The sequence below is a fragment of the Fulvivirga sp. AWR4_260 genome (assembly GCF_056158185.1).
Genome location: NZ_JBSWSU010000015.1, coordinates 3241968 through 3260821, shown reverse-complemented (window position 1 = coordinate 3260821; position 18854 = coordinate 3241968). Strand labels below are relative to the sequence as shown.

At 37.7% G+C, this 18854-nt stretch carries 15 protein-coding genes; 5 read left to right on the top strand and 10 right to left on the bottom strand.

Translation table 11 applies throughout. The features are described 5' to 3' along the window. The first annotated feature begins 262 nt into the window (after positions 1 to 262). Positions 263 to 2599, top strand: a complete 2337-nt coding sequence (locus ACXACQ_RS20020) for an OmpA family protein (protein WP_474977768.1) — start codon at positions 263 to 265, stop codon at positions 2597 to 2599. A gap of 53 nt (positions 2600 to 2652) precedes the next feature. On the opposite strand, the gene ACXACQ_RS20015 is transcribed toward ACXACQ_RS20020, so the two are convergent. Then, a complete protein-coding gene (locus ACXACQ_RS20015) occupies positions 2653 to 3867 on the bottom strand; it encodes an S-adenosylmethionine:tRNA ribosyltransferase-isomerase (protein ID WP_474977767.1) in 1215 nt (404 codons plus the stop codon). Positions 3868 to 3952: 85 nt separating this feature from the next. Here ACXACQ_RS20015 and ACXACQ_RS20010 point away from each other — a divergent pair, with 85 nt between their 5' ends. Beyond that, complete coding sequence (locus tag ACXACQ_RS20010) at positions 3953 to 5038, top strand: o-succinylbenzoate synthase (protein WP_474977766.1); 1086 nt, start codon at positions 3953 to 3955, stop codon at positions 5036 to 5038. Here ACXACQ_RS20010 and ACXACQ_RS20005 read toward each other — a convergent pair. The 3 genes from ACXACQ_RS20005 to ACXACQ_RS19995 form a co-directional block, all read right to left on the bottom strand. Further along, the gene (locus ACXACQ_RS20005) at positions 5035 to 6450 is read right to left on the bottom strand and encodes an alanine/glycine:cation symporter family protein (RefSeq protein ID WP_474978493.1); all 1416 of its coding nucleotides are present in this window, start codon (positions 6448 to 6450) and stop codon (positions 5035 to 5037) included. The two genes, ACXACQ_RS20010 and ACXACQ_RS20005, sit on opposite strands and share 4 nt — an antisense overlap. A 91-nt stretch (positions 6451 to 6541) precedes the next feature. Continuing rightward, entirely contained in the window at positions 6542 to 7606 is a 1065-nt protein-coding gene (locus tag ACXACQ_RS20000; RefSeq protein ID WP_474977765.1) for an agmatinase family protein, read from the bottom strand. A 47-nt stretch (positions 7607 to 7653) separates the two neighbouring features. After that, positions 7654 to 8154: a SixA phosphatase family protein gene (locus tag ACXACQ_RS19995; protein WP_474977764.1), complete on the bottom strand. Its 501-nt coding sequence runs from the start codon at positions 8152 to 8154 to the stop codon at positions 7654 to 7656. 146 nt (positions 8155 to 8300) lie between these two features. On the opposite strand from ACXACQ_RS19995, the gene topA reads away from it, so the two are divergent. Together topA and ACXACQ_RS19985 are read left to right on the top strand one after the other, a co-directional pair. Further along, complete coding sequence (gene topA, locus ACXACQ_RS19990; RefSeq protein WP_474977763.1) at positions 8301 to 10619, top strand: type I DNA topoisomerase; 2319 nt, start codon at positions 8301 to 8303, stop codon at positions 10617 to 10619. Between the two features lie 8 nt (positions 10620 to 10627). Then, positions 10628 to 11323: an SIR2 family NAD-dependent protein deacylase gene (locus ACXACQ_RS19985; RefSeq protein WP_474977762.1), complete on the top strand. Its 696-nt coding sequence runs from the start codon at positions 10628 to 10630 to the stop codon at positions 11321 to 11323. Here the strand turns inward: ACXACQ_RS19985 and ACXACQ_RS19980 are convergent. After that, positions 11320 to 11901: a TlpA family protein disulfide reductase gene (locus ACXACQ_RS19980; protein ID WP_474977761.1), complete on the bottom strand. Its 582-nt coding sequence runs from the start codon at positions 11899 to 11901 to the stop codon at positions 11320 to 11322. The two genes, ACXACQ_RS19985 and ACXACQ_RS19980, sit on opposite strands and share 4 nt — an antisense overlap. Before the next feature lie 177 nt (positions 11902 to 12078). Between ACXACQ_RS19980 and ACXACQ_RS19975 the strand changes: the two genes are divergently transcribed. Continuing rightward, positions 12079 to 14313, top strand: a complete 2235-nt coding sequence (locus ACXACQ_RS19975) for a Tex family protein (protein ID WP_474977760.1) — start codon at positions 12079 to 12081, stop codon at positions 14311 to 14313. A gap of 127 nt (positions 14314 to 14440) precedes the next feature. Here the strand turns inward: ACXACQ_RS19975 and ACXACQ_RS19970 are convergent, their stop codons facing one another. From ACXACQ_RS19970 to ACXACQ_RS19950, 5 genes are all read right to left on the bottom strand, one after another. Beyond that, positions 14441 to 14902 carry a DUF7832 domain-containing protein gene (locus tag ACXACQ_RS19970; RefSeq protein WP_474977759.1) on the bottom strand — a complete coding sequence of 154 codons (462 nt, stop codon included), beginning with the start codon at positions 14900 to 14902 and terminating at the stop codon, positions 14441 to 14443. Between the two features lie 54 nt (positions 14903 to 14956). Further along, a complete protein-coding gene (locus ACXACQ_RS19965; RefSeq protein ID WP_474977758.1) occupies positions 14957 to 16189 on the bottom strand; it encodes a nucleoside recognition domain-containing protein in 1233 nt (410 codons plus the stop codon). A gap of 76 nt (positions 16190 to 16265) precedes the next feature. Beyond that, the gene (locus ACXACQ_RS19960; RefSeq protein ID WP_474977757.1) at positions 16266 to 16964 is read right to left on the bottom strand and encodes a 16S rRNA (uracil(1498)-N(3))-methyltransferase; all 699 of its coding nucleotides are present in this window, start codon (positions 16962 to 16964) and stop codon (positions 16266 to 16268) included. Next, the gene (locus ACXACQ_RS19955) at positions 16965 to 17222 is read right to left on the bottom strand and encodes an acyl-CoA-binding protein (RefSeq protein ID WP_474977756.1); all 258 of its coding nucleotides are present in this window, start codon (positions 17220 to 17222) and stop codon (positions 16965 to 16967) included. Positions 17223 to 17326: 104 nt separating this feature from the next. Further along, complete coding sequence (locus ACXACQ_RS19950) at positions 17327 to 18613, bottom strand: citrate synthase (protein WP_474977755.1); 1287 nt, start codon at positions 18611 to 18613, stop codon at positions 17327 to 17329. Between the last annotated feature and the right edge of the window lie 241 nt (positions 18614 to 18854).

Sequence of the window (18854 nt, the reverse complement as noted above, 5' to 3'; positions counted from 1 at the left end):
GGATTCTTAAAAAATAATTAGTGCAGAAAAAATACTACTTACTATTAAACTACAAATATATTAAGTTAAAGCTCTGACTAATATAGGTTTTTTTGAGTTTAATCTTTACTTTAAATTGGCATACGTAAGTTCTGTGCTGTTTACCATTTGTTATTACAACGTAATAAAGGCTAGATGCATGTTAATTATTGTAAATTTGCAGTAAATTATAATAATCACTTTTCAACAAGCCGAAACTCTATAATCTAATAACTCTTTTAGTATGAAAAGAAAAATTGTACTGATTTGTTTTTCCATTTTTTGCTTAACCTTAATCGGTGTCAGTCAGCTAGCCAATGCTCAAAGTGTGAGCAAGAAAATATCTGATGCAGATAGGTATTTTAAGATAAGAAACTACGAACAGGCACTGCCATTATACCTTGAAGTTATCGAAGCCGGTACTAAAGATCCTTTGGTATATTATCGAACAGCGGTTAGTTATGAAAATAACTTTGAGATAGGAGAACAAGTAAAAGCGATACCTTATTTTGAAAAAGCGGTGAAATTGGGCGTAGACCAATTGCCTCCTAGGATATATTTTGACTTAGGAAACGCTTATTTAAAAAATGAGCAGGTAGAAAAATCAATTGAATCGTATTCGAAGTATAAAAAAACATTAAAAGGAGGTAATTCAGCGGAGGTTGATCATGCTTTAGAGGTGGCCAATAACGCGCTAATCATGATTAGCAGCCCCAAGAATATACATATCTATAACTTTGGTTCTGTGGTTAACTCAAAGTATACAGAGTATAACCCTGTGGTTTCTGCAGATGAAAGTGTAATGGCGTTCACGGCATTACGACCCAATACAGGCAAAACTCGTTCTGGAGATAAATTCATTGAAGAAATTTATATTTCATATAATAACTCAGGGGTATGGTCACAGCCAGAGCCCATTTCTATAGTTTCTGATTATAACGTAGGTACTGCGGGACTTTCTGCGGATGGTCAGCGTATGCTCATTTTTATAGGGGGTGCTAATAATACTGGTAACTTATACGCTATAGATAAAGCCGGCAAAGAATGGTCTAAGCCCACAACCCTAGGGGCAAAAATCAACAGTCGCTCTTTAGAGACTACTGCAAGTATTACCCCAGATGGAAAAACGATCTACTTTGCTAGTGACAGGCCGGGAGGTTATGGTGGACTAGATATATATAAAGCCACCAAAGAGGCAAATGGAGAATGGGGATACCCAGTGAATTTGGGGCCTAAGGTGAATACTAAGTACAATGAAGATGCACCTTTCATTCATCCTGATCAATGGACGTTGTTTTTTACTTCCGATGGTCATAATACCATGGGAGGCAGAGATATTTTTGTAACCAGACTTTTTAATGATGACTGGACAGAGCCTGAAAATATGGGCTACCCTATTAATACAACTGCTAATGATAATTACTTTACCCTAACAGCAGACGGAAGAAAAGGGTATTTTTCTTCAGATAGAAAAGGTGGCCAGGGTGGTCAGGATATTTATGCTATAGATATGCCTGAGGAAGAAGCCAATATTCCTTTAACCATGATCAAGGGGAAAATCCTTGATGGGGAAACCGGTAAACCTATGCCTACTTCAATTTACATTATTGATGTAGAGTCTGGGAAGAAACTAGATTTTGTGTATCAGCCAGATCCTAAAACAGGTAACTATCTAATTATTCTTCCCCCAGCGAAAAACTATGATATGATCATTGAATCACAAGGTTTTTTACCTTATACATTAAATATCAATATACCTGGGCAAACTTATTTTTATGAGTTGTATCAAAAGATTTTGTTAAATACTATTAAACAATTTGATGTAGTAGTGGGACAAGAGGTAGAAGTTAAAAATGCCTTTTACGATACTCATGAAGATGCGGTGACTGATATAAGAAAAACCCATGAGGCTACACTTGTTAAAAATGATAGTATTGACATGTACGATCTCATGAATGATTTAATTGCAGCCGATGACCAAGAAGGGATAGATTATTTGGTGAGTCTTATCAATATGAAAAACCCTATTGAGGATGTGGATTTTGAAGGTAAGGGTATTACTGAAAAGGCAAGTAGAGTTTACTATTATGACGAAAGTGATGAAAGTAAATTTGAACAAAAGAAAGTGGATGGTAAAACCATATTCTCCTTACCTACTTTTTACGTGACTGAAGAAGCAGAAAAACAAAAGAATAGGAATTATAAGAGGGCTGGCGGTTATGACCCATCATTACTGAAAAAGGTGGTGAAGATATATTTTGATGCTGCCAAAAGTAATTTGAAGCCGGAATATAATAATGAGTTAAATGGCGTATTAGAGTTGCTCAAGGCGCACCCCGAGTTAGGAGTGCAAATAGCTGGATACGCTTCGTCTGAGGGTAACACTGATTTTAATAGAGAGCTGTCAAATAAAAGAGCAATAACTGTTCTTGATTATATTAATCAAAAAGGGGTGGTAAGAAGACGGATAATTGCTAAAGGTTACGGAGAAACAAAAGATGAGCATTCATCTAAAGAAGAGAGTAGAAGGGTGGAGCTAACTTTAGTGGATTTAAATGAACACGGTAGAACTATCAATTAAGCGATATCACTTAATTCCATAAAAAAAGGTCTGCAATTTATGCAGACCTTTTTTTATGGAATTAATAGAGAGGAATCTCCATAACTTAGGAAACGATAATTTTCGTCTAGTGCTTGCTGATACACTTTTCTCCAATCTTCTCCAATTAAGGCTGCAATTAATAAAATAAGCGTTGAGCCAGGCAGGTGAAAATTAGTTACTATTCCTTTGCAAACCCGGAATGTATAACCAGGAAAAATGAAAATCTCGGTAGTGCCGCTAATTTTTTCCAGTTGGTTGTTCAGCATATATTCTTCAATATTTTTGAATGCCTCCACTGTAGAGGGTAATTCTGTTTCAATATGCTGGTAAGGATATAATTTTTCTATTTTGAAGGCTGCTTGGTTGTCGTTCTTTAACATTACTCCAAACCAGTAGAGGCTTTCTAACGTGCGCATTGAAGTAGTACCTACTGGTATAACGTTACTATTGTTAATAATCGACCTCACGTTCTCTAAAGTAACTACGACCTGTTCAGAATGCATGGGGTGCTCCAATACATTTTCTTCTTTTATAGGTTGGAATGTACCTGCACTAACATGGAGTGTCAAATAGTTTAATTGGGCGCCTTGCGAAGATAGCTCTTTGAGTATGTCATCACTAAAATGAAGCCCGGCAGTGGGCGCTGCTACAGCGCCTTCGTTATGTGAATAAACAGTCTGGTACCTTTCTTTGTCCGATTCTAAAACCTCCCTATCAATATATGGAGGCAAGGGTATTTTTCCTAAAGCCTCTACTACATCTACAAAGCAGTCATCAGACTCCCAGTTGAATTGTATAATTTGATTGCCTCTATCTTCTATTGACGCAGAGAGTAATACCTCCTTGCCATTAATATTCAGTGCTTGCGATAGCGATTGGCCATCTTTCCATTTTTTATAATTGCCTACCATACATTTCCATGAGCAAGAGCCTTTAATCCACATGGCTTCTGCTACATCGGTGGTAGGTGCATAGGGCTCTAATAAGAATATTTCAATTAGAGCTCCGGTGTCTTTTTTAAAATGCAAACGAGCAGGAATTACTCGTGTATCGTTGAAAAATAAGTTGGGCTTTTCAGGTAAGTGATCTTTAATATTATAAAATTGAGAGTGTTGAATTTTTCCTTCATTATATATTAATAATTTGGAGCGTTTACGCTCTTCTAAGGGGAACTTTGCAATTTTCTCCTTTGGAAGGTTATAATTGTAATCTGAAAGCCTGATGTCCTTTAAATTATTTTCTCTCATGTTGCAAATATAGAGCGCTGGGGTTGATTAAATGGGATAAATCAGGCAAATTGTAAAACTAAACATCATAATTGGTTTAATTTATATGTCCCTGCAAACCAGCTATCAAAAATATACCCTTAATTTTAAATTCGAAGCAGGCACTTCTCGTGGTGTTTTGAATGAAAAGCAGACTTATTTTATTAAAGTATCTTCGACAGATTCAGATGTATTTGGTTTGGGCGAATGTGGTCCGTTAAAAGGCTTGAGTATTGATGATGTAGAAGGATTTGAAGATGATTTAACAGCGGTACTACGCGATCTTGAACAATTTAATTTGCCGGCTTCGCAAGAGGAAGCTTTTGATCTTGCTGCTAAAATAGTTCCTTATTCATTACCATCGGTAAGGTTTGGAGTAGAAACGGCTCTTCTAGATTTACTTCACGGTGGAAATAGAGTGATATTTCAGAATGAATTCTCATCATCGGAAGAAAGCATACCTATCAATGGTTTGATATGGATGGGGCACATGGAGTCTATGCTTGGGCAAATTACCCAAAAAGTGGCTTCTGGCTATGATTGTATTAAAATGAAGATTGGTGCCATAGATTTCAAAAAAGAGTGCGATATCTTGTACTATATCAGGCGGAAGTATTACCGAGATGCTATAACATTACGTGTGGACGCCAACGGAGCGTTTGGTGTAGATGAGGCTATGGAGAAATTGAAGACCATAAGTCAGTTTAATATTCATTCTATAGAACAACCAATAAAAGCGGGAAATCTAGAGGCTATGAAAGAGTTATGTGAGCATTCTCCAGTGCCAATAGCTTTAGATGAAGAGCTAATAGGGATTAATGGCTTAGAGGCTAAGCGAGCCTTGCTAGAGATGGTTAAACCACAATATATTATACTCAAGCCTACTTTAGTCGGGGGATTTGCCTCTTGCAATGAATGGATTTCTATAGCTGATGAATTGAATATAGGCTGGTGGCTTACATCAGCTTTAGAGTCTAATATTGGGCTCAATGCAATCTGCCAATATACCTACACTTTAAATACGGATGCATATCAAGGATTAGGAACCGGACAGCTATATCATAATAATATTGAATCGCCATTAGAAATCTATAATGGTGCTATAAAGTACTCCCACTCAAAAAAATGGGATTTAAAGCCTCTATCTATTTAAGATTGAGGCTTTAGTCTTTTGAAATAATCATTTGCAACAGCTTTTACCTTTGGTGATAGTATCAATGCTGATATCATCGTAGGGATACTCATTAGTGCAAACGCAGAATCTATAATGCTTATTATGGTATTTAAAGAGCTGATGGCTCCAAATACGATTGTGAAAACATAAAAGTAGTTATAGTAGTGCTGATTCTTTGCTCCAATTAAAAAGCTCATACACTTGCTTCCATAATAAGAGTATGAAAAAAGTGAGGTAATTGAGAAAATTGAAATACACAAAAGTAGTATATAGCTGCCTATATTAGGAATGGCTGCGTCAAATGCTGTGGCAGTAAGAGTAACTCCATTGCTGTCGGTAGTTTGCCAAACGCCTGTTACCAAAATAGCCAAGGCCGTTAATGTACATACTACAATGGTATCAATAAATGGGCCTAGCATAGCAACTAAGCCTTCTCTTACAGGTTCTGCTGTTTTAGCGGCACCATGAGCCATAGGTGCAGTACCTATACCGGCTTCATTGGAAAATGCAGCTCTTCTTGCTCCTAATATTATCAGGCCGCCTAATAACCCGCCTAGCATAGGGTTGGGTTCATAGTTATCAGCTACAAAGTTGTAGTTCTCTGCCGAGAAAGCATTGGAGATAATTAGTTGTAAGTAGTGTGGTACTTCATTAATGTTTACTAATAATATACCTAACACACAAAGGAAGTAAACTACTACCATGGCAGGAACCATTTTTCCGGCTACCTTACCTATTCTTTTTATGCCACCAAAAATTACAAGTGAAACAAAAACTAAAATAATAAGACCAATATATAAATCAGTATCTCTAAACTCTATAAAATTAAGGTCTATGATAGACCCTGTAATGTTATTGGGTTTAAGTAGAATGTCTTGAATAGCTTGTGTCAGTTGGTTGGCCTGAAATATGGGTAAACAACCTATAAGACCAAAAAAAGAAAACATTACAGCCAGCGGAGTCCATTTTTTACCAAGTCCTTCGGTAATAAAATACATCGGTCCGCCTTGAATTTCTCCATTGGTATCTTTACCTCGGTATAAGATAGCTAAGGTACAAGTGAAGAATTTGGTAGCCATGCCAACAAAAGCACTTACCCACATCCAAAATATGGCGCCAGGACCTCCAATGGTTATAGCCACTGCTACACCACTAATGTTGCCCATGCCCACTGTAGCTGCCAGAGCAGTTGAAAGAGCTTCATAATGGCTGATTTGTCCAGGGTCATTAGGATCATCGTATTTACCCCTTAGAATATTAATAGCATGAAAAAAGTGCTTGAAGGGTAAAAAACGGGAGTATATTAAGAAATATAGACCACCACCCATTAAAAGAATGAGAAGGGGAGTGCCCCATATCCAATTAGCAAAACTTACTGTGTACTCTTCTATTGTAGTCAAAGCTAAGGTGTTTCGTGAAAGTACTAATATACATGATATGCTATTAATACCATATTTTAACAGAGAAGCCTAATGGTTGTATTTAGGCGAATTGAAGCTTACCGTAAGATACTCCAGTGAGATTGCTAAGCATGTAAAGTAATCGAGCTCCTACGTTAGCATCCCATTCGTCAGGGCCTGGAGAAACTTCATTAAGATCAAAGCTGATAATGCTTCTTCCTGATTTAACCACAGCTTTTAGAAGGTACACGACTTGTTCATATTCCAAACCACCGGGCACGGGAGTACCAGTATTGGGACAAAGCTTAGGATTAAGACCATCTATATCAAAACTAACATATACTAGTTTTGGCAATTGCTCTACTATTTCCTCGCATATGGTTGCCCACGGTTTGCCTTCGTATAACCCTTCTTTTAAGTCTTCATCAAAGAATGTGACTACTCTGCCGTTAGAGTTTTTAATATAAAGGGCTTCTTCTTCACAAAAATCACGGATGCCAACCTGCACCAGCTTGCTTACTTTTGGATTTTGTAAAGCATTGTACATGATAGAAGCATGAGAGTATTTGAAATCTTCATAAGCATTTCTTAAATCTGCGTGAGCATCTATTTGTAAAATACCAAAATCATTATAAACTTCGGTTAAAGCATTGATCAGACCCAGAGGGGTACTGTGGTCTCCGCCCAGAAGTGCTACCATCTTTCCCTGATGCAAATATTTTAACGCTTGGTTTTTAACGAAAATATTAAGCTTTTCGCAGATCTCATTAATGGCAGCAGGTATTACCTTTATTTCTTGTGTAGCTGCATACTCATCAGTGGTTTCGTACCATTGAATGTACTTAACGGCTAAGTCTCTATATTTTCTGTTTTCTTCTTCAAAACCGAGCGGAGTGGGGAGCATTTTTATGCCCATCTTCCAAGCGTCAGGAATGTCTTTTACAAATAAATCTACCTGAGTAGAGGCATCCAAAATGGCCTTGGGACCATCAGCGGTACCTGCATTGTACGATACAGTTACTTCCCAAGGCACTGGTATGATTATTAGGTCCGCGTCTTCTTCATTAAAAGGAAGGCCAAACAAGCTTCCCGGAGTACCCGGACCATTAGGGTCAAATTCGTTAATTATCTGCTTCTTAGTCAACATAAGCTGCAAAAGAAACCAAATTATATGATTTGATAGGGTTAATCAGCTTAAAAATTTAATAGTGATGGGTATTCGTATGTCATTAAATTACCATTACCTTCTGATACTAGTTCCCACTCATCAAAATCAAACTCTATTTGACAGACTCCACAGGTAGTCATATTGCCAATTTCCTTTTTTGTGATATATTCTGCTAGGTAGCTAATGGCCGGGTTGTGTCCCACAAGCATCACATTTTTCCACTCATTTTTAAATTGATTGATCACTTGAAGCAACGTTCTCGTAGAAGCTTCGTAAATTTCATGATGAGAGTGGATCTTAGCGGTATCGTATTTAAGTTGCTCTGCTATTAGTGCTGCAGTGGCAAAGGCTCTTTTAGCGGGGCTAGAAACAATGATATCAAAGTTTAAATTCTTGTTTTGGAGGTTAATTCCCATTCGGGTAGAATTCTGAAGCCCAATAGAATTAAGCTCTCTGTCAATGTCATTTTGGCCATTAAGGCGGTCACTTGCCATGGCATGCCTGACAAGAAATAAGGTCTTACTCATAACTTTTGTTAAAATAGAGTTGTTAATTTGCCACTCATTATCAAAACGATCAAGTGTGGTTTCAATTATTTAATTGAGGCAAAAATTTTATTTTTAAAAAAAATAGTGATATTTGAAAAATCACCAATCATAGCATTTCTAATTATATGGCGAAAAATTTAGTTATAGTTGAGTCACCAGCAAAGGCCAAAACCATTGAAGGATACCTTGGAAAAGATTACAAAGTTACTTCGAGTTACGGTCATGTTCGAGATCTTCCTAAGGGTGACAAAGCTATTGATAAAGAGAATGGTTTCAAACCCACATATGAGATTACCGCAGATAAAAAGGCAGTAATTAAAGAGTTGAAAAAATTAGTTAAGGATTCAGAGACTATATATCTAGCGAGTGATGATGACCGTGAAGGAGAAGCTATTTCTTGGCACTTAAAAGAAGCCTTGTCGTTAGATGAAGCTCGTACTCGAAGGATAGTTTTTAGAGAAATTACAAAAAACGCCATTGAAAATGCTATAAAAACACCGAGAGGAATTGATATTGATTTGGTGAATGCCCAACAGGCCAGAAGGGTGCTTGATCGATTGGTGGGTTTTGAATTATCGCCTATTTTATGGAAGAAGATAAAAACAGGCTTATCTGCAGGACGAGTACAGTCTGTGGCTGTACGCTTGGTGGTTGAAAGAGAGAGGGAGATAGAAAAATTTAAAGCCAAATCATCATTTAAGGTGAGTGCTTTATTTGACTTGGGAGATAAGAAAGTATTAAAAGCGGAACTGCCGCATAAGTTTGATACCGAAGAGGAGGCGATCAAGTTTTTAGAGGCTTGTAAAGGTGCTGAATTTTCTATAGTAGATTTACAGAAAAAACCATCTAAAAAATCACCTGCGCCACCATTTACAACTTCTACTTTACAGCAAGAGGCGAGTAGGAAATTAGGTTTTTCGGTATCGCAAACCATGACTATAGCTCAGAAATTGTACGAAGCCGGTATTATTTCATATATGAGAACGGACTCGGTTAATCTTTCTGAAGAGGCTATTAATGGTGCTGTAGATGAAATAAAGAAAGAGTTTAGTGCAGACCATGTAATGGTGCGTAAGTACAAAACCAAATCATCAGGAGCACAAGAGGCTCACGAAGCCATCAGGCCTACTAATTTTGCGGTAAAATCGCCTTCGGTAGACCGTAATGGTTTAAGGTTGTATGAGTTGATATGGAAACGTGCTATTGCTTCTCAAATGGCCGATGCACAAATTGAGAAAACTACTGCAACTATTGGTATTTCCACTGTGCCTGAACAGTTAACAGCTACAGGAGAAGTGGTTACTTTTGAAGGATTTTTATCGGTATACCTAGAATCTACGGATGACGAGGACGAATCTGAAGATCAAAAAGGTATGTTGCCTCCCCTAAATATTGGGCAAATTCTTAAGCTCAATGAAATGAAAGCTAAAGAAGGCTTTACAAGGCATCCCGCCAGATACACTGAAGCAAGTTTGGTAAAGAAACTTGAAGAGATGGGTATTGGTAGACCTTCTACCTATGCGCCAACTATTTCTACGGTTCAAAAGAGAAATTATGTGGTGAAGGAAATGAGGGAAGGTAAAGAAAGGAATTACAATGTAGTAACGCTCAAAGATAATGATATCACTAGTGCTACACATACAGAAATAACAGGAGCGGAGAAGAATAAGCTTTTCCCTACTAACACGGCTATGGTGGTGACTGATTTTTTGGTTGAACATTTTCCAAATGTTACTAATTATAGTTTTACAGCTCAGGTTGAAAAACTTTTTGATGAGATTGCTCATGGCCAGAAGGAGTGGGATAAAATGATCGAAGAGTTTTATGGTGAATTTCATTCCAAGGTAGAGACTACAGAAAATATAGAGCGCTCATCGGTGCCTAGTTCTCGTGAACTTGGCGTTGATCCTAAAACAGGTAAGAAAGTTATTGCACGTTTAGGGAGATTTGGTCCTTTAGTGCAGCTAGGCTCTGAAGAGGATGGAGATGAAAAACCTCAATATGCCAGCTTAAGGAAAGGACAGTTTATTGAAAGTATTTCTATTGAAGATGCGCTAGAGCTATTCAAGTTACCTCGTACTTTAGATGAGTTTGAAGGTAAAGCTATTACTGTGGCTATCGGAAGATTTGGGCCTTATGTAAGGCACGATGGTAAGTTTGTTTCCATTCCTAAAACAGATGATCCATATACTATTCAAGCAGACAGAGCCATTGAGTTAATTCAGGCCAAGCGTGAGGCTGATGCTAATAAATTCATCAAGAGCTTTGATGAAAATCCCGATGTACAAGTGCTGAATGGTAGGTATGGGCCATACATCAAAGTGGGTAAGAAAAATGTGAAAATTCCGAAGGATAAAGAACCAAAGGAATTGACCTTAGCAGATTGTTTGGAGTTGGCAGAAAAGACTCCTGAAAAGAAAACAAGAGCTAAGAAAAAGAAATAATTAAAGGCATGCTGAAAGTTGTAGTATTAACTGGTGCCGGTATTAGCGCTGAAAGTGGAATCCCTACTTTTAGAGATGCTGATGGACTGTGGGAAGGTCATGATGTTATGGAAGTAGCTTCTCCGCAAGGCTGGACTAAAAATCGACAGTTGGTACTACACTTTTATAATGAAAGAAGAAAGGCAGCTTTAAATGCTAAGCCCAACGATGGGCATTTGAGCTTGGTGAAAATGGAACAGCATTTTGATGTAACAATCATTACTCAAAATGTTGATGATCTGCATGAAAAAGCGGGTTCTTCTGAAGTTATACATCTTCACGGTAAGCTGTTTGAGTCTAGAAGTACATTAGATGAGTCTTTGATATACCCTGTTGATGGATGGGAGCTAAAAGAGGGTGATGTATGTGCTAAAGGCTCTCAATTACGACCCAATATAGTGTGGTTTGGGGAGATGGTTCCTATGATGGAGGTGGCAGCTCAAAAGGCTTATGAGGCTGATGTGTTTTTAGTAGTGGGAACTTCATTGTTGGTTTACCCGGCAGCCGGATTAATAGACCTAATACCTCACGAGGTGCCCAAGTATGTTATAGACCCCAATTTGCCATCAGTAAAACATAGTAGTAACCTTCATTTGCTAGAAGAGAAAGCTACTACTGGTGTTGAAAAAGTGAGAAAAGAACTTCTTGCCAAATACGTTTGCTAATTCACTTCTCTGGCTATCTCTTTCTCAATTAACTTCTTAAAAGACTTGGTGTTGTACTTTGCCATGCCGGTGTTTTTAACAATTATTTTACCTTCCTTAGAAATTAAAAAAGTAGTAGGAATAGAAGGTACTTGAAAAACTTCTGGTATGCCTCTTCCGGCTATGTAAACAGGGAATTTAAACTCCTTTTTATCGATAAAGCTTATTACTTTACTTACCGGGTCTTTTATAGATAATATAACAAATTCAATGCCTTCATTGTCTTTATACTCATTGTATAAATCATGAATATCGGGCATTTCTGCCCTGCAAGGAGGGCACCATGTAGCCCATAAATTAAGGAAAATAACCTTCCCTTTATATTCAGCTAGTGAGTGCTTTTCTCCATTTAAAGAAATAAGTTCTAGCGAATAATCTGCATCATCCTTTATAGCTTCATCAATAGGAGACGGTGTAATAAGCCCTGTACTAAGAACAGTGCGCTGCATAAAAGCAATTACTTCTGTATGAAGCCCTGTGAGATATAATACTAAAGCTACGCTAACAAAAATAATAGGCTCTTTAAGTCGTTTCAGCATTGAAGTAAAGTCTTTATAAAGGTTAATGTCAACTAATATACGCAAATTATTATAAGTGAGTTAGGTAGTGAATGGTGGGTATCTTGTGAATAACTTTTGCTGGATGAGGTCGGCTAGGTATGTCATAATTTTATATTTTTGTTGGCTTCAAATTGAAATCATGTTTAAATAATAGAAATGGATAAGAATATCTCAATCGTAGCACAGGAACTGGGGCTTAAAGAAACGCAAGCGCTGGCAGTAGTTAACTTACTCGATGAGGGGGCTACAGTTCCTTTTATTTCGCGATATAGGAAGGAAATGACGGGCAGTTTGGATGAAGTAGCTATTACTTCAATAAGAGACCGTGTGACGCAGCTAAGAGAGCTGGATAAGAGGAGAGAGGCTATCTTAAAATCTATAGAGAAACAAGAAAAATTAACTCCTGAATTAGAAAAAGCTATCAATTTGGCAGATACTTTGGCTGAGTTGGAAGACATCTATCTTCCTTATAAGCCTAAGCGAGTTACCAGAGCTACTAAGGCTAAAGAGAAAGGATTGGAGCCTTTGGCTACGCAAATCTTTGAACAAGATAAAATAGATCTTCAGGAACTGGCTAAGCAATTTATTAGTGAAGAAAAAGGTGTGGCCAATGAGGACGAGGCTTTAAAAGGAGCTAGAGATATTATTGCTGAGTGGATTAATGAAGATCAAGAAACACGTAAGAAAGTTCGTGAGCTGTTTGAAAAGGACGCTGTAATTGTATCTAAAGTAATAAAAGGCAAGGAAGAAGAGGGGCAGAAGTATAAAGATTACTTCGAATGGGACGAGCCTTTGGCTAAGGTGCCTTCACATAGGTTATTGGCCATGAGACGAGGCGAAAAAGAAATGATATTGTCATTAGAGGTTACACCTAATGACGATATGGCTGTAGATATTCTAAATAGACAGTTTGTGAAGGGGGAAAGTGCTGCCTCACAGCAAGTAAAAGAGGCTGCAGCTGACTGTTACAAGCGTTTACTTAAGCCATCGATGGAAACGGAGGTAAGAATAACTTCCAAAACAAAAGCTGATGAGGAAGCTATTAAAGTGTTCTCTGATAACCTGAGACAGTTATTGTTAGCGGCACCGCTTGGTCAGAAAAACGTACTAGCCTTAGACCCCGGTTTTAGAACAGGTTGTAAGGTGGTGGTGATGGATCGTCAGGGTAAGTTATTGCATAACGATGCCATATTCCCTAACGAGCCTCAAAGAAAAATAGCTGAGTCTGGAGCATTAGTGAAATACCTTTGCGAAAAATATGATGTAGAAGCTGTTGCTATCGGAAACGGAACTGCAAGTAGGGAGACTGAGAGTTTTGTAAAAGGACTTGGTTTGCCTAAGAGCATAATGGTGATCATGGTTAATGAGAGTGGAGCATCTATATACTCAGCTTCTGAAGTAGCCAGAGAAGAGTTTCCTGATTATGATGTAACGGTTAGAGGGGCGGTTTCTATTGGCCGCAGGTTAATGGATCCTTTAGCAGAATTAGTGAAGATTGACCCTAAGTCTATCGGGGTTGGGCAGTATCAGCATGATGTAGACCAGTATGCGTTAAAGCATGGCCTTGATGATGTGGTGATGAGTTGTGTAAACTCGGTAGGTGTGGAGCTAAATACTGCCAGTAAAGAGCTTCTAAGTTATGTGTCAGGGTTAGGACCTCAGTTGGCTAAGTCTATAGTTAATTACAGAAATGAAAACGGGCCTTTCCAAGACAGAAAATCGTTAACCAATGTTACTCGTTTAGGAGCTAAAGCTTTTGAGCAAGCTGCTGGTTTCTTGAGAATTAGAGATGCAGAAAACCCATTGGATGCTTCGGCAGTTCACCCAGAGAGTTATCATATTGTAGAGAATATGGCTAAAGATTTAGGTTGTACTGTGCAGAACTTGATAGATGATGTTACTTTAAGAGAGAAGATCGATCTTAAAAAGTATGTAACAGATCAGGTAGGTTTACCCACTCTTAATGATATAGTGCAGGAATTAGCTAAGCCAGGAAGAGACCCAAGGGAGACTTTTGAAGTGTTTAGCTTCCAAGATGGAGTAAATCATATGGAAGACTTGAGGGTAGGGATGGAGCTACCAGGAATTGTTACTAATATCACTAACTTCGGTGCTTTTGTAGATATTGGTGTGCATCAGGATGGGTTAGTACACGTGAGTCATTTGTCTGATTCGTTTGTTAAGAGTCCGGCAGAAGTGGTAACTGTTCAGCAACAAGTGAAGGTTACAGTTCTAGAAGTGGAAATTAACAGAAAGCGAATAGCGCTTTCAATGAAGAGTGATCCATTTGGGAAGCAGCCTGCAGGTAAATCAAAAAGAAAAAAACAAGAAGAGCCAGAGGGTGATTTTCAGGCTAAACTAAGTCAGTTAAAAGGCTTGTTTAACGGTTAATTACTATTGTATACTATAAACAAAAAAGACTTCCTGATTACTAGGAAGTCTTTTTTGTTTTATTTTAATGTTGGTTTACGAGTGATTGCCTCAGAGATATAAGTCAGCCAACTATATATAGCTTTCCTTATCGGGCGTTACCTACTAATTTTTTCCAATCATGAAATCTTACGTCTATCCTGTTTATAATAGTTTCGTAATTTTCCCATGTATCTTTTACGTGGTAGATTGAAGGAAGCTTCTTTACTAATACCTCATCGTAGTCATTTTTATAAAGGCCACCTCCATAGTAATAGTAAGTAAACATGTTGCCATCTTTATTGAAAAGCTCATAGCCTAAATATCCATCCCAAATTTCACTTAAGATAGTACAAGAAATTTCTCTTCTCTTAAAACGAAAGATTTGAACATCGGCTTCATCTTCAAAATATTCAGAATATAAATCGTTATCGATTATCCATCCTAAATACATGCCTATATGTACATAAGCTTGCTCTATTGGTAATGAATCAGGGAAATTGCCTAAGAAGTGACTTTTGGCATTATCGTAAATTGTCTTTTGAATGTTTGATCTCTTGTCGTTCGTCATGCTCGGAACCGTTGTTTTTTTATTTAATTAGAATTGAAATATAGTTAAATCATTTTAATGGAAAAACATATAACCGAAAAGAATTGCAGCAATTATGCCAGCAAGGTCTGCAATTAGCCCTGCAGTAACAGCGTATCTTGTTCTTTTTATGTTTACCGAACCGAAGTAAACCGCTATAATATAGAAGGTTGTTTCTGTTGCCCCCCTTAATATGCTAGCCATTTTTCCGGCAAACGAATCTACTCCATAAGTGTCTATCGTCTCTAGCATCATGCCGCGAGCCGCACCTCCACTGAGGGGTTTCATGATGGCTGTAGGTAGAGCTTTTACGAAATCCACATCAAACCCAAGGAGTAGGAAGATTTTTTCTATAAAGCTAAGCAAATAGTCCATAGCGCCACTTGCTCTAAATACTCCTATGGCTACAAGTATCGCTATTAAATAAGGAATGATTTTTATTGCTATAGAAAAACCTTCTTTGGCGCCCTCTATAAAGGTTTCGTAAATATTGATCTTTCGGTATACCCCTAAGCTGATAAAAGCTATTATAATGGTAAATATAATAACATTACTGGCTACTGTAGATATGGTGTTCAGTTGATCTTGGGGTATTATCGAAAAATAGTAAACAAGAGCACCAACCAATACAGATAACCCGCCAAGGTAAGCAAGGATCACGCGATCTAGTAAATTTATTTTTTGATAAATGGCTACAGTAATTAGTCCAATAATGGTTGAGCAAAATGTAGCTAGTAAGATGGGCAGAAAAACGTCAGTAGGGTTGGCTGCACCTAAAACAGACCTGTCTACTAATATGGTTAATGGAATTATGGATAGACCCGATGTATTGAGCACCAAGAACATAATTTGAGCATTGGAGGCTGTTTCCTTATCAGGGTTTAGCTCTTGCATCTGATTCATCGCTCTTAAGCCAATAGGGGTTGCAGCGTTGTCAAGTCCTAATATATTAGCAGAAAAGTTCATGATAATGGAACCTCTGGCAGGGTGGTCTTCTGGTATTTCTGGAAATAGCCTGTTAAAAAAAGGACCTACTAACTTTGAAAGGATGCGTATCATCCCACCTTGTTCACCAATTTTCATTAGCCCGAGCCAGAGGGACATAACACCAGTCATGTAAAGACTTATTTCGAAGCCCGTTTTTGACATTTCTATTGTGGAGTTCACCACTTTAGGAAATATTTCGGTGTCCCCGAAAAAAATCAGTTTAACGAGAGCTACAAAAAATGCAATAAAAAAGAATGCAATCCAGATATAATTAAGAACCATAAAATATAGTATAAGGTGCTAATCTATTAAATTATCGTGCAAATACCAGTTAGTGATGTGGTATTGCGGCCTGAGTTTAAGAATTGATGAGGTTGAGAATGTGGCATGCTGCTATGCCTGCTGTCTCGGTTCTTAAAACAGAATGTCCTAGACTTACTTTCTTAAAATCTTTATTTATCGCCATTTCTAATTCTTCTTCACCGAAATCTCCCTCAGGGCCTATCAGTACCAAATACTTGTCTCCTTTTGGGGCCGAGTGAAATAACTTCACATCATTTTCATGATCTACATAAGCCATGTATCTATGCGGTTCATCGGCTTGGTTAATAAAGTTTTTGAAATTTTGTAGCGCATTGATCTTGGGCAGGTAAGCCTGGCCCGACTGTTTAATGGCGCTGATGGCCTTTTTTATAATTCTATCTTCCTTCAGTACTTTTCTTTCTGAGTTTTTGCAGAGCACAAAGCTTACCTCCTGAATGCCCAGTTCTGTAGCTTTTTCAATAAACCATTCAATGCGATCTATATTTTTAGTGGGCGCAATAGCTATGTGAATGTAAAAAGGAGGAGGAGGAGTAAAAGAAGTCTCTATTAGTGCAAATTCACATTTCTTATGATGGTTGTTAGTGATGGAGGCTTTGTAAGCATTGCCTTTTCCATCTATAATATGAATTACATCACCAGGTACATGCCTTAGCACTTTTACACAGTGTTTTGATTCTTCTTCATCAAGGTGTAAACGGTTTTCTGCAATTTGAGGCTGATAGAATATAGGCATTTATGCGTATTTAGATTGCAATTCTTTAACGAAGGCAATGTATTCTTGCTCGGCATCTTCGCTTGATTTGCCTTTGAGTTCTAGCCAAGCATCATGTTTAGCAGCTCCTTTAAAGTCAAATCCGCCAGGTCTTTCTTGTGTATTATCTCCTTCTGTAGCTTGTTTAAAAAGAGCGTATAGCTTTAAAAGTTCGTCATTAGCTGGGCGCTGTGTTAGTTGCTTAGATGCTGCTACTGCACCTTCAAATGCTTCAGTCATAAGGGATGATTGTTAGTTGTTATTAATCATTAATGTGTAAAAATAAAAAGAGGCTGTTAATCTAAAAATAACAGCCTCTTTTTTATGCGATATAATCGGTAAGATTATCTTCCTGAAATGTCAGTGTAAGATCTTAAGTTAGCTCCTACATAAATCTGACGAGGTCTTCCAATAGGTTCTTTATTTTCTCTCATTTCTTTCCACTGAGCAATCCATCCTGGAAGTCTTCCAATAGCGAACATTACAGTGAACATGTCTACAGGGATTCCAAGAGCTCTGTAGATAATGCCTGAGTAGAAGTCTACGTTAGGGTAAAGTTTTCTATCCACGAAGTAAGGATCATTAAGCGCTACTTCTTCTAGCCCTTTAGCAATGTCTAGAACAGGATCGTTAACACCTAATTTCTCTAATACATCATCAGCTGCTTTTTTGATGATTTTAGCTCTAGGGTCAAAGTTTTTATATACTCTGTGTCCGAATCCCATTAATCTAAATGGATCATCTTTATCCTTAGCTTTGGCCATCCACTTCTCAGTATCGCCACCATCTTCTTTTATCTTCTCTAGCATGTTAATTACAGCTGAGTTAGCACCACCGTGTAATGGTCCCCAAAGAGCGTTTATGCCTGCAGAAATTGAAGCATATAAGCTAGCGTGAGATGAACCTACTATTCTTACTGTAGAGGTAGAACAGTTTTGCTCATGATCAGCATGTAAGATTAATAGCTTATCTAATGCATTAGCTACTACAGGGTCTACTTTGTATCCTTCTGTTGGTAAAGCAAACATCATTTGTAAGAAGTTAGAGCAATAGTCTAAATTCTGATTAGGGTAGTTTACTGGCTGGCCTACTTCGTTTTTATAAGCCCAAGCAGCAAAAGTTGGTATCTTAGCTAATAACCTGATAATGCTTTTGTAAACTTCGTCATCAGAGCGGTTTGGCTCTAAAGATTTAGGGTAGAAAGCAGTAAGTGAAGTTACTAACGAAGATAAAACGCCCATAGGGTGAGCATTTGAAGGAAAACCTTCTAATATTTTCTTAATGTCTTCATGTACAAGCGTCTCAGCTTTGATATCATCAGCGAATACAGATAGTTGATCTTGTGTTGGTAGTTCACCAAATATCAAAAGGTAGGCAACTTCAATAAAACTTGATTTTTCCGCTAATTCTTCAATCGAGTACCCTCGGTACCTTAAAATTCCTTTTTCCCCGTCTAGGAAAGTAATGGCACTTTTCGTAGATCCCGTGTTTTTGAAACCCGGATCAAGCGTAATCACTCCGGATTCGCTTCTTAATTTGCCAATGTCAATGCCTTGTTCATTTTCGGTTCCTTCAACTAGCGGTAACTGATATGAATCGTTTCCAATTTTTATTTCAGCCGATTTTGACATATTTATCTTCTGTTTGTAATCTGTGTATTAAAAAAATAGACCGTGAAATTAATTAAAAAAAGGTTAAATAAAAACTTAGGTGCTTAACCCCTAGTGTAATGTTAATGCGTCTTTATTATACAGGTATAAATAAAATTGATTTACCTTGCCTTTTTCCAATTTAAGGAACAACTGTGGGCGCAAAGGGTTTAGCTATATTTTAATATTAGCCTTTCTCTTTTTATCATTACGATAATGCTCT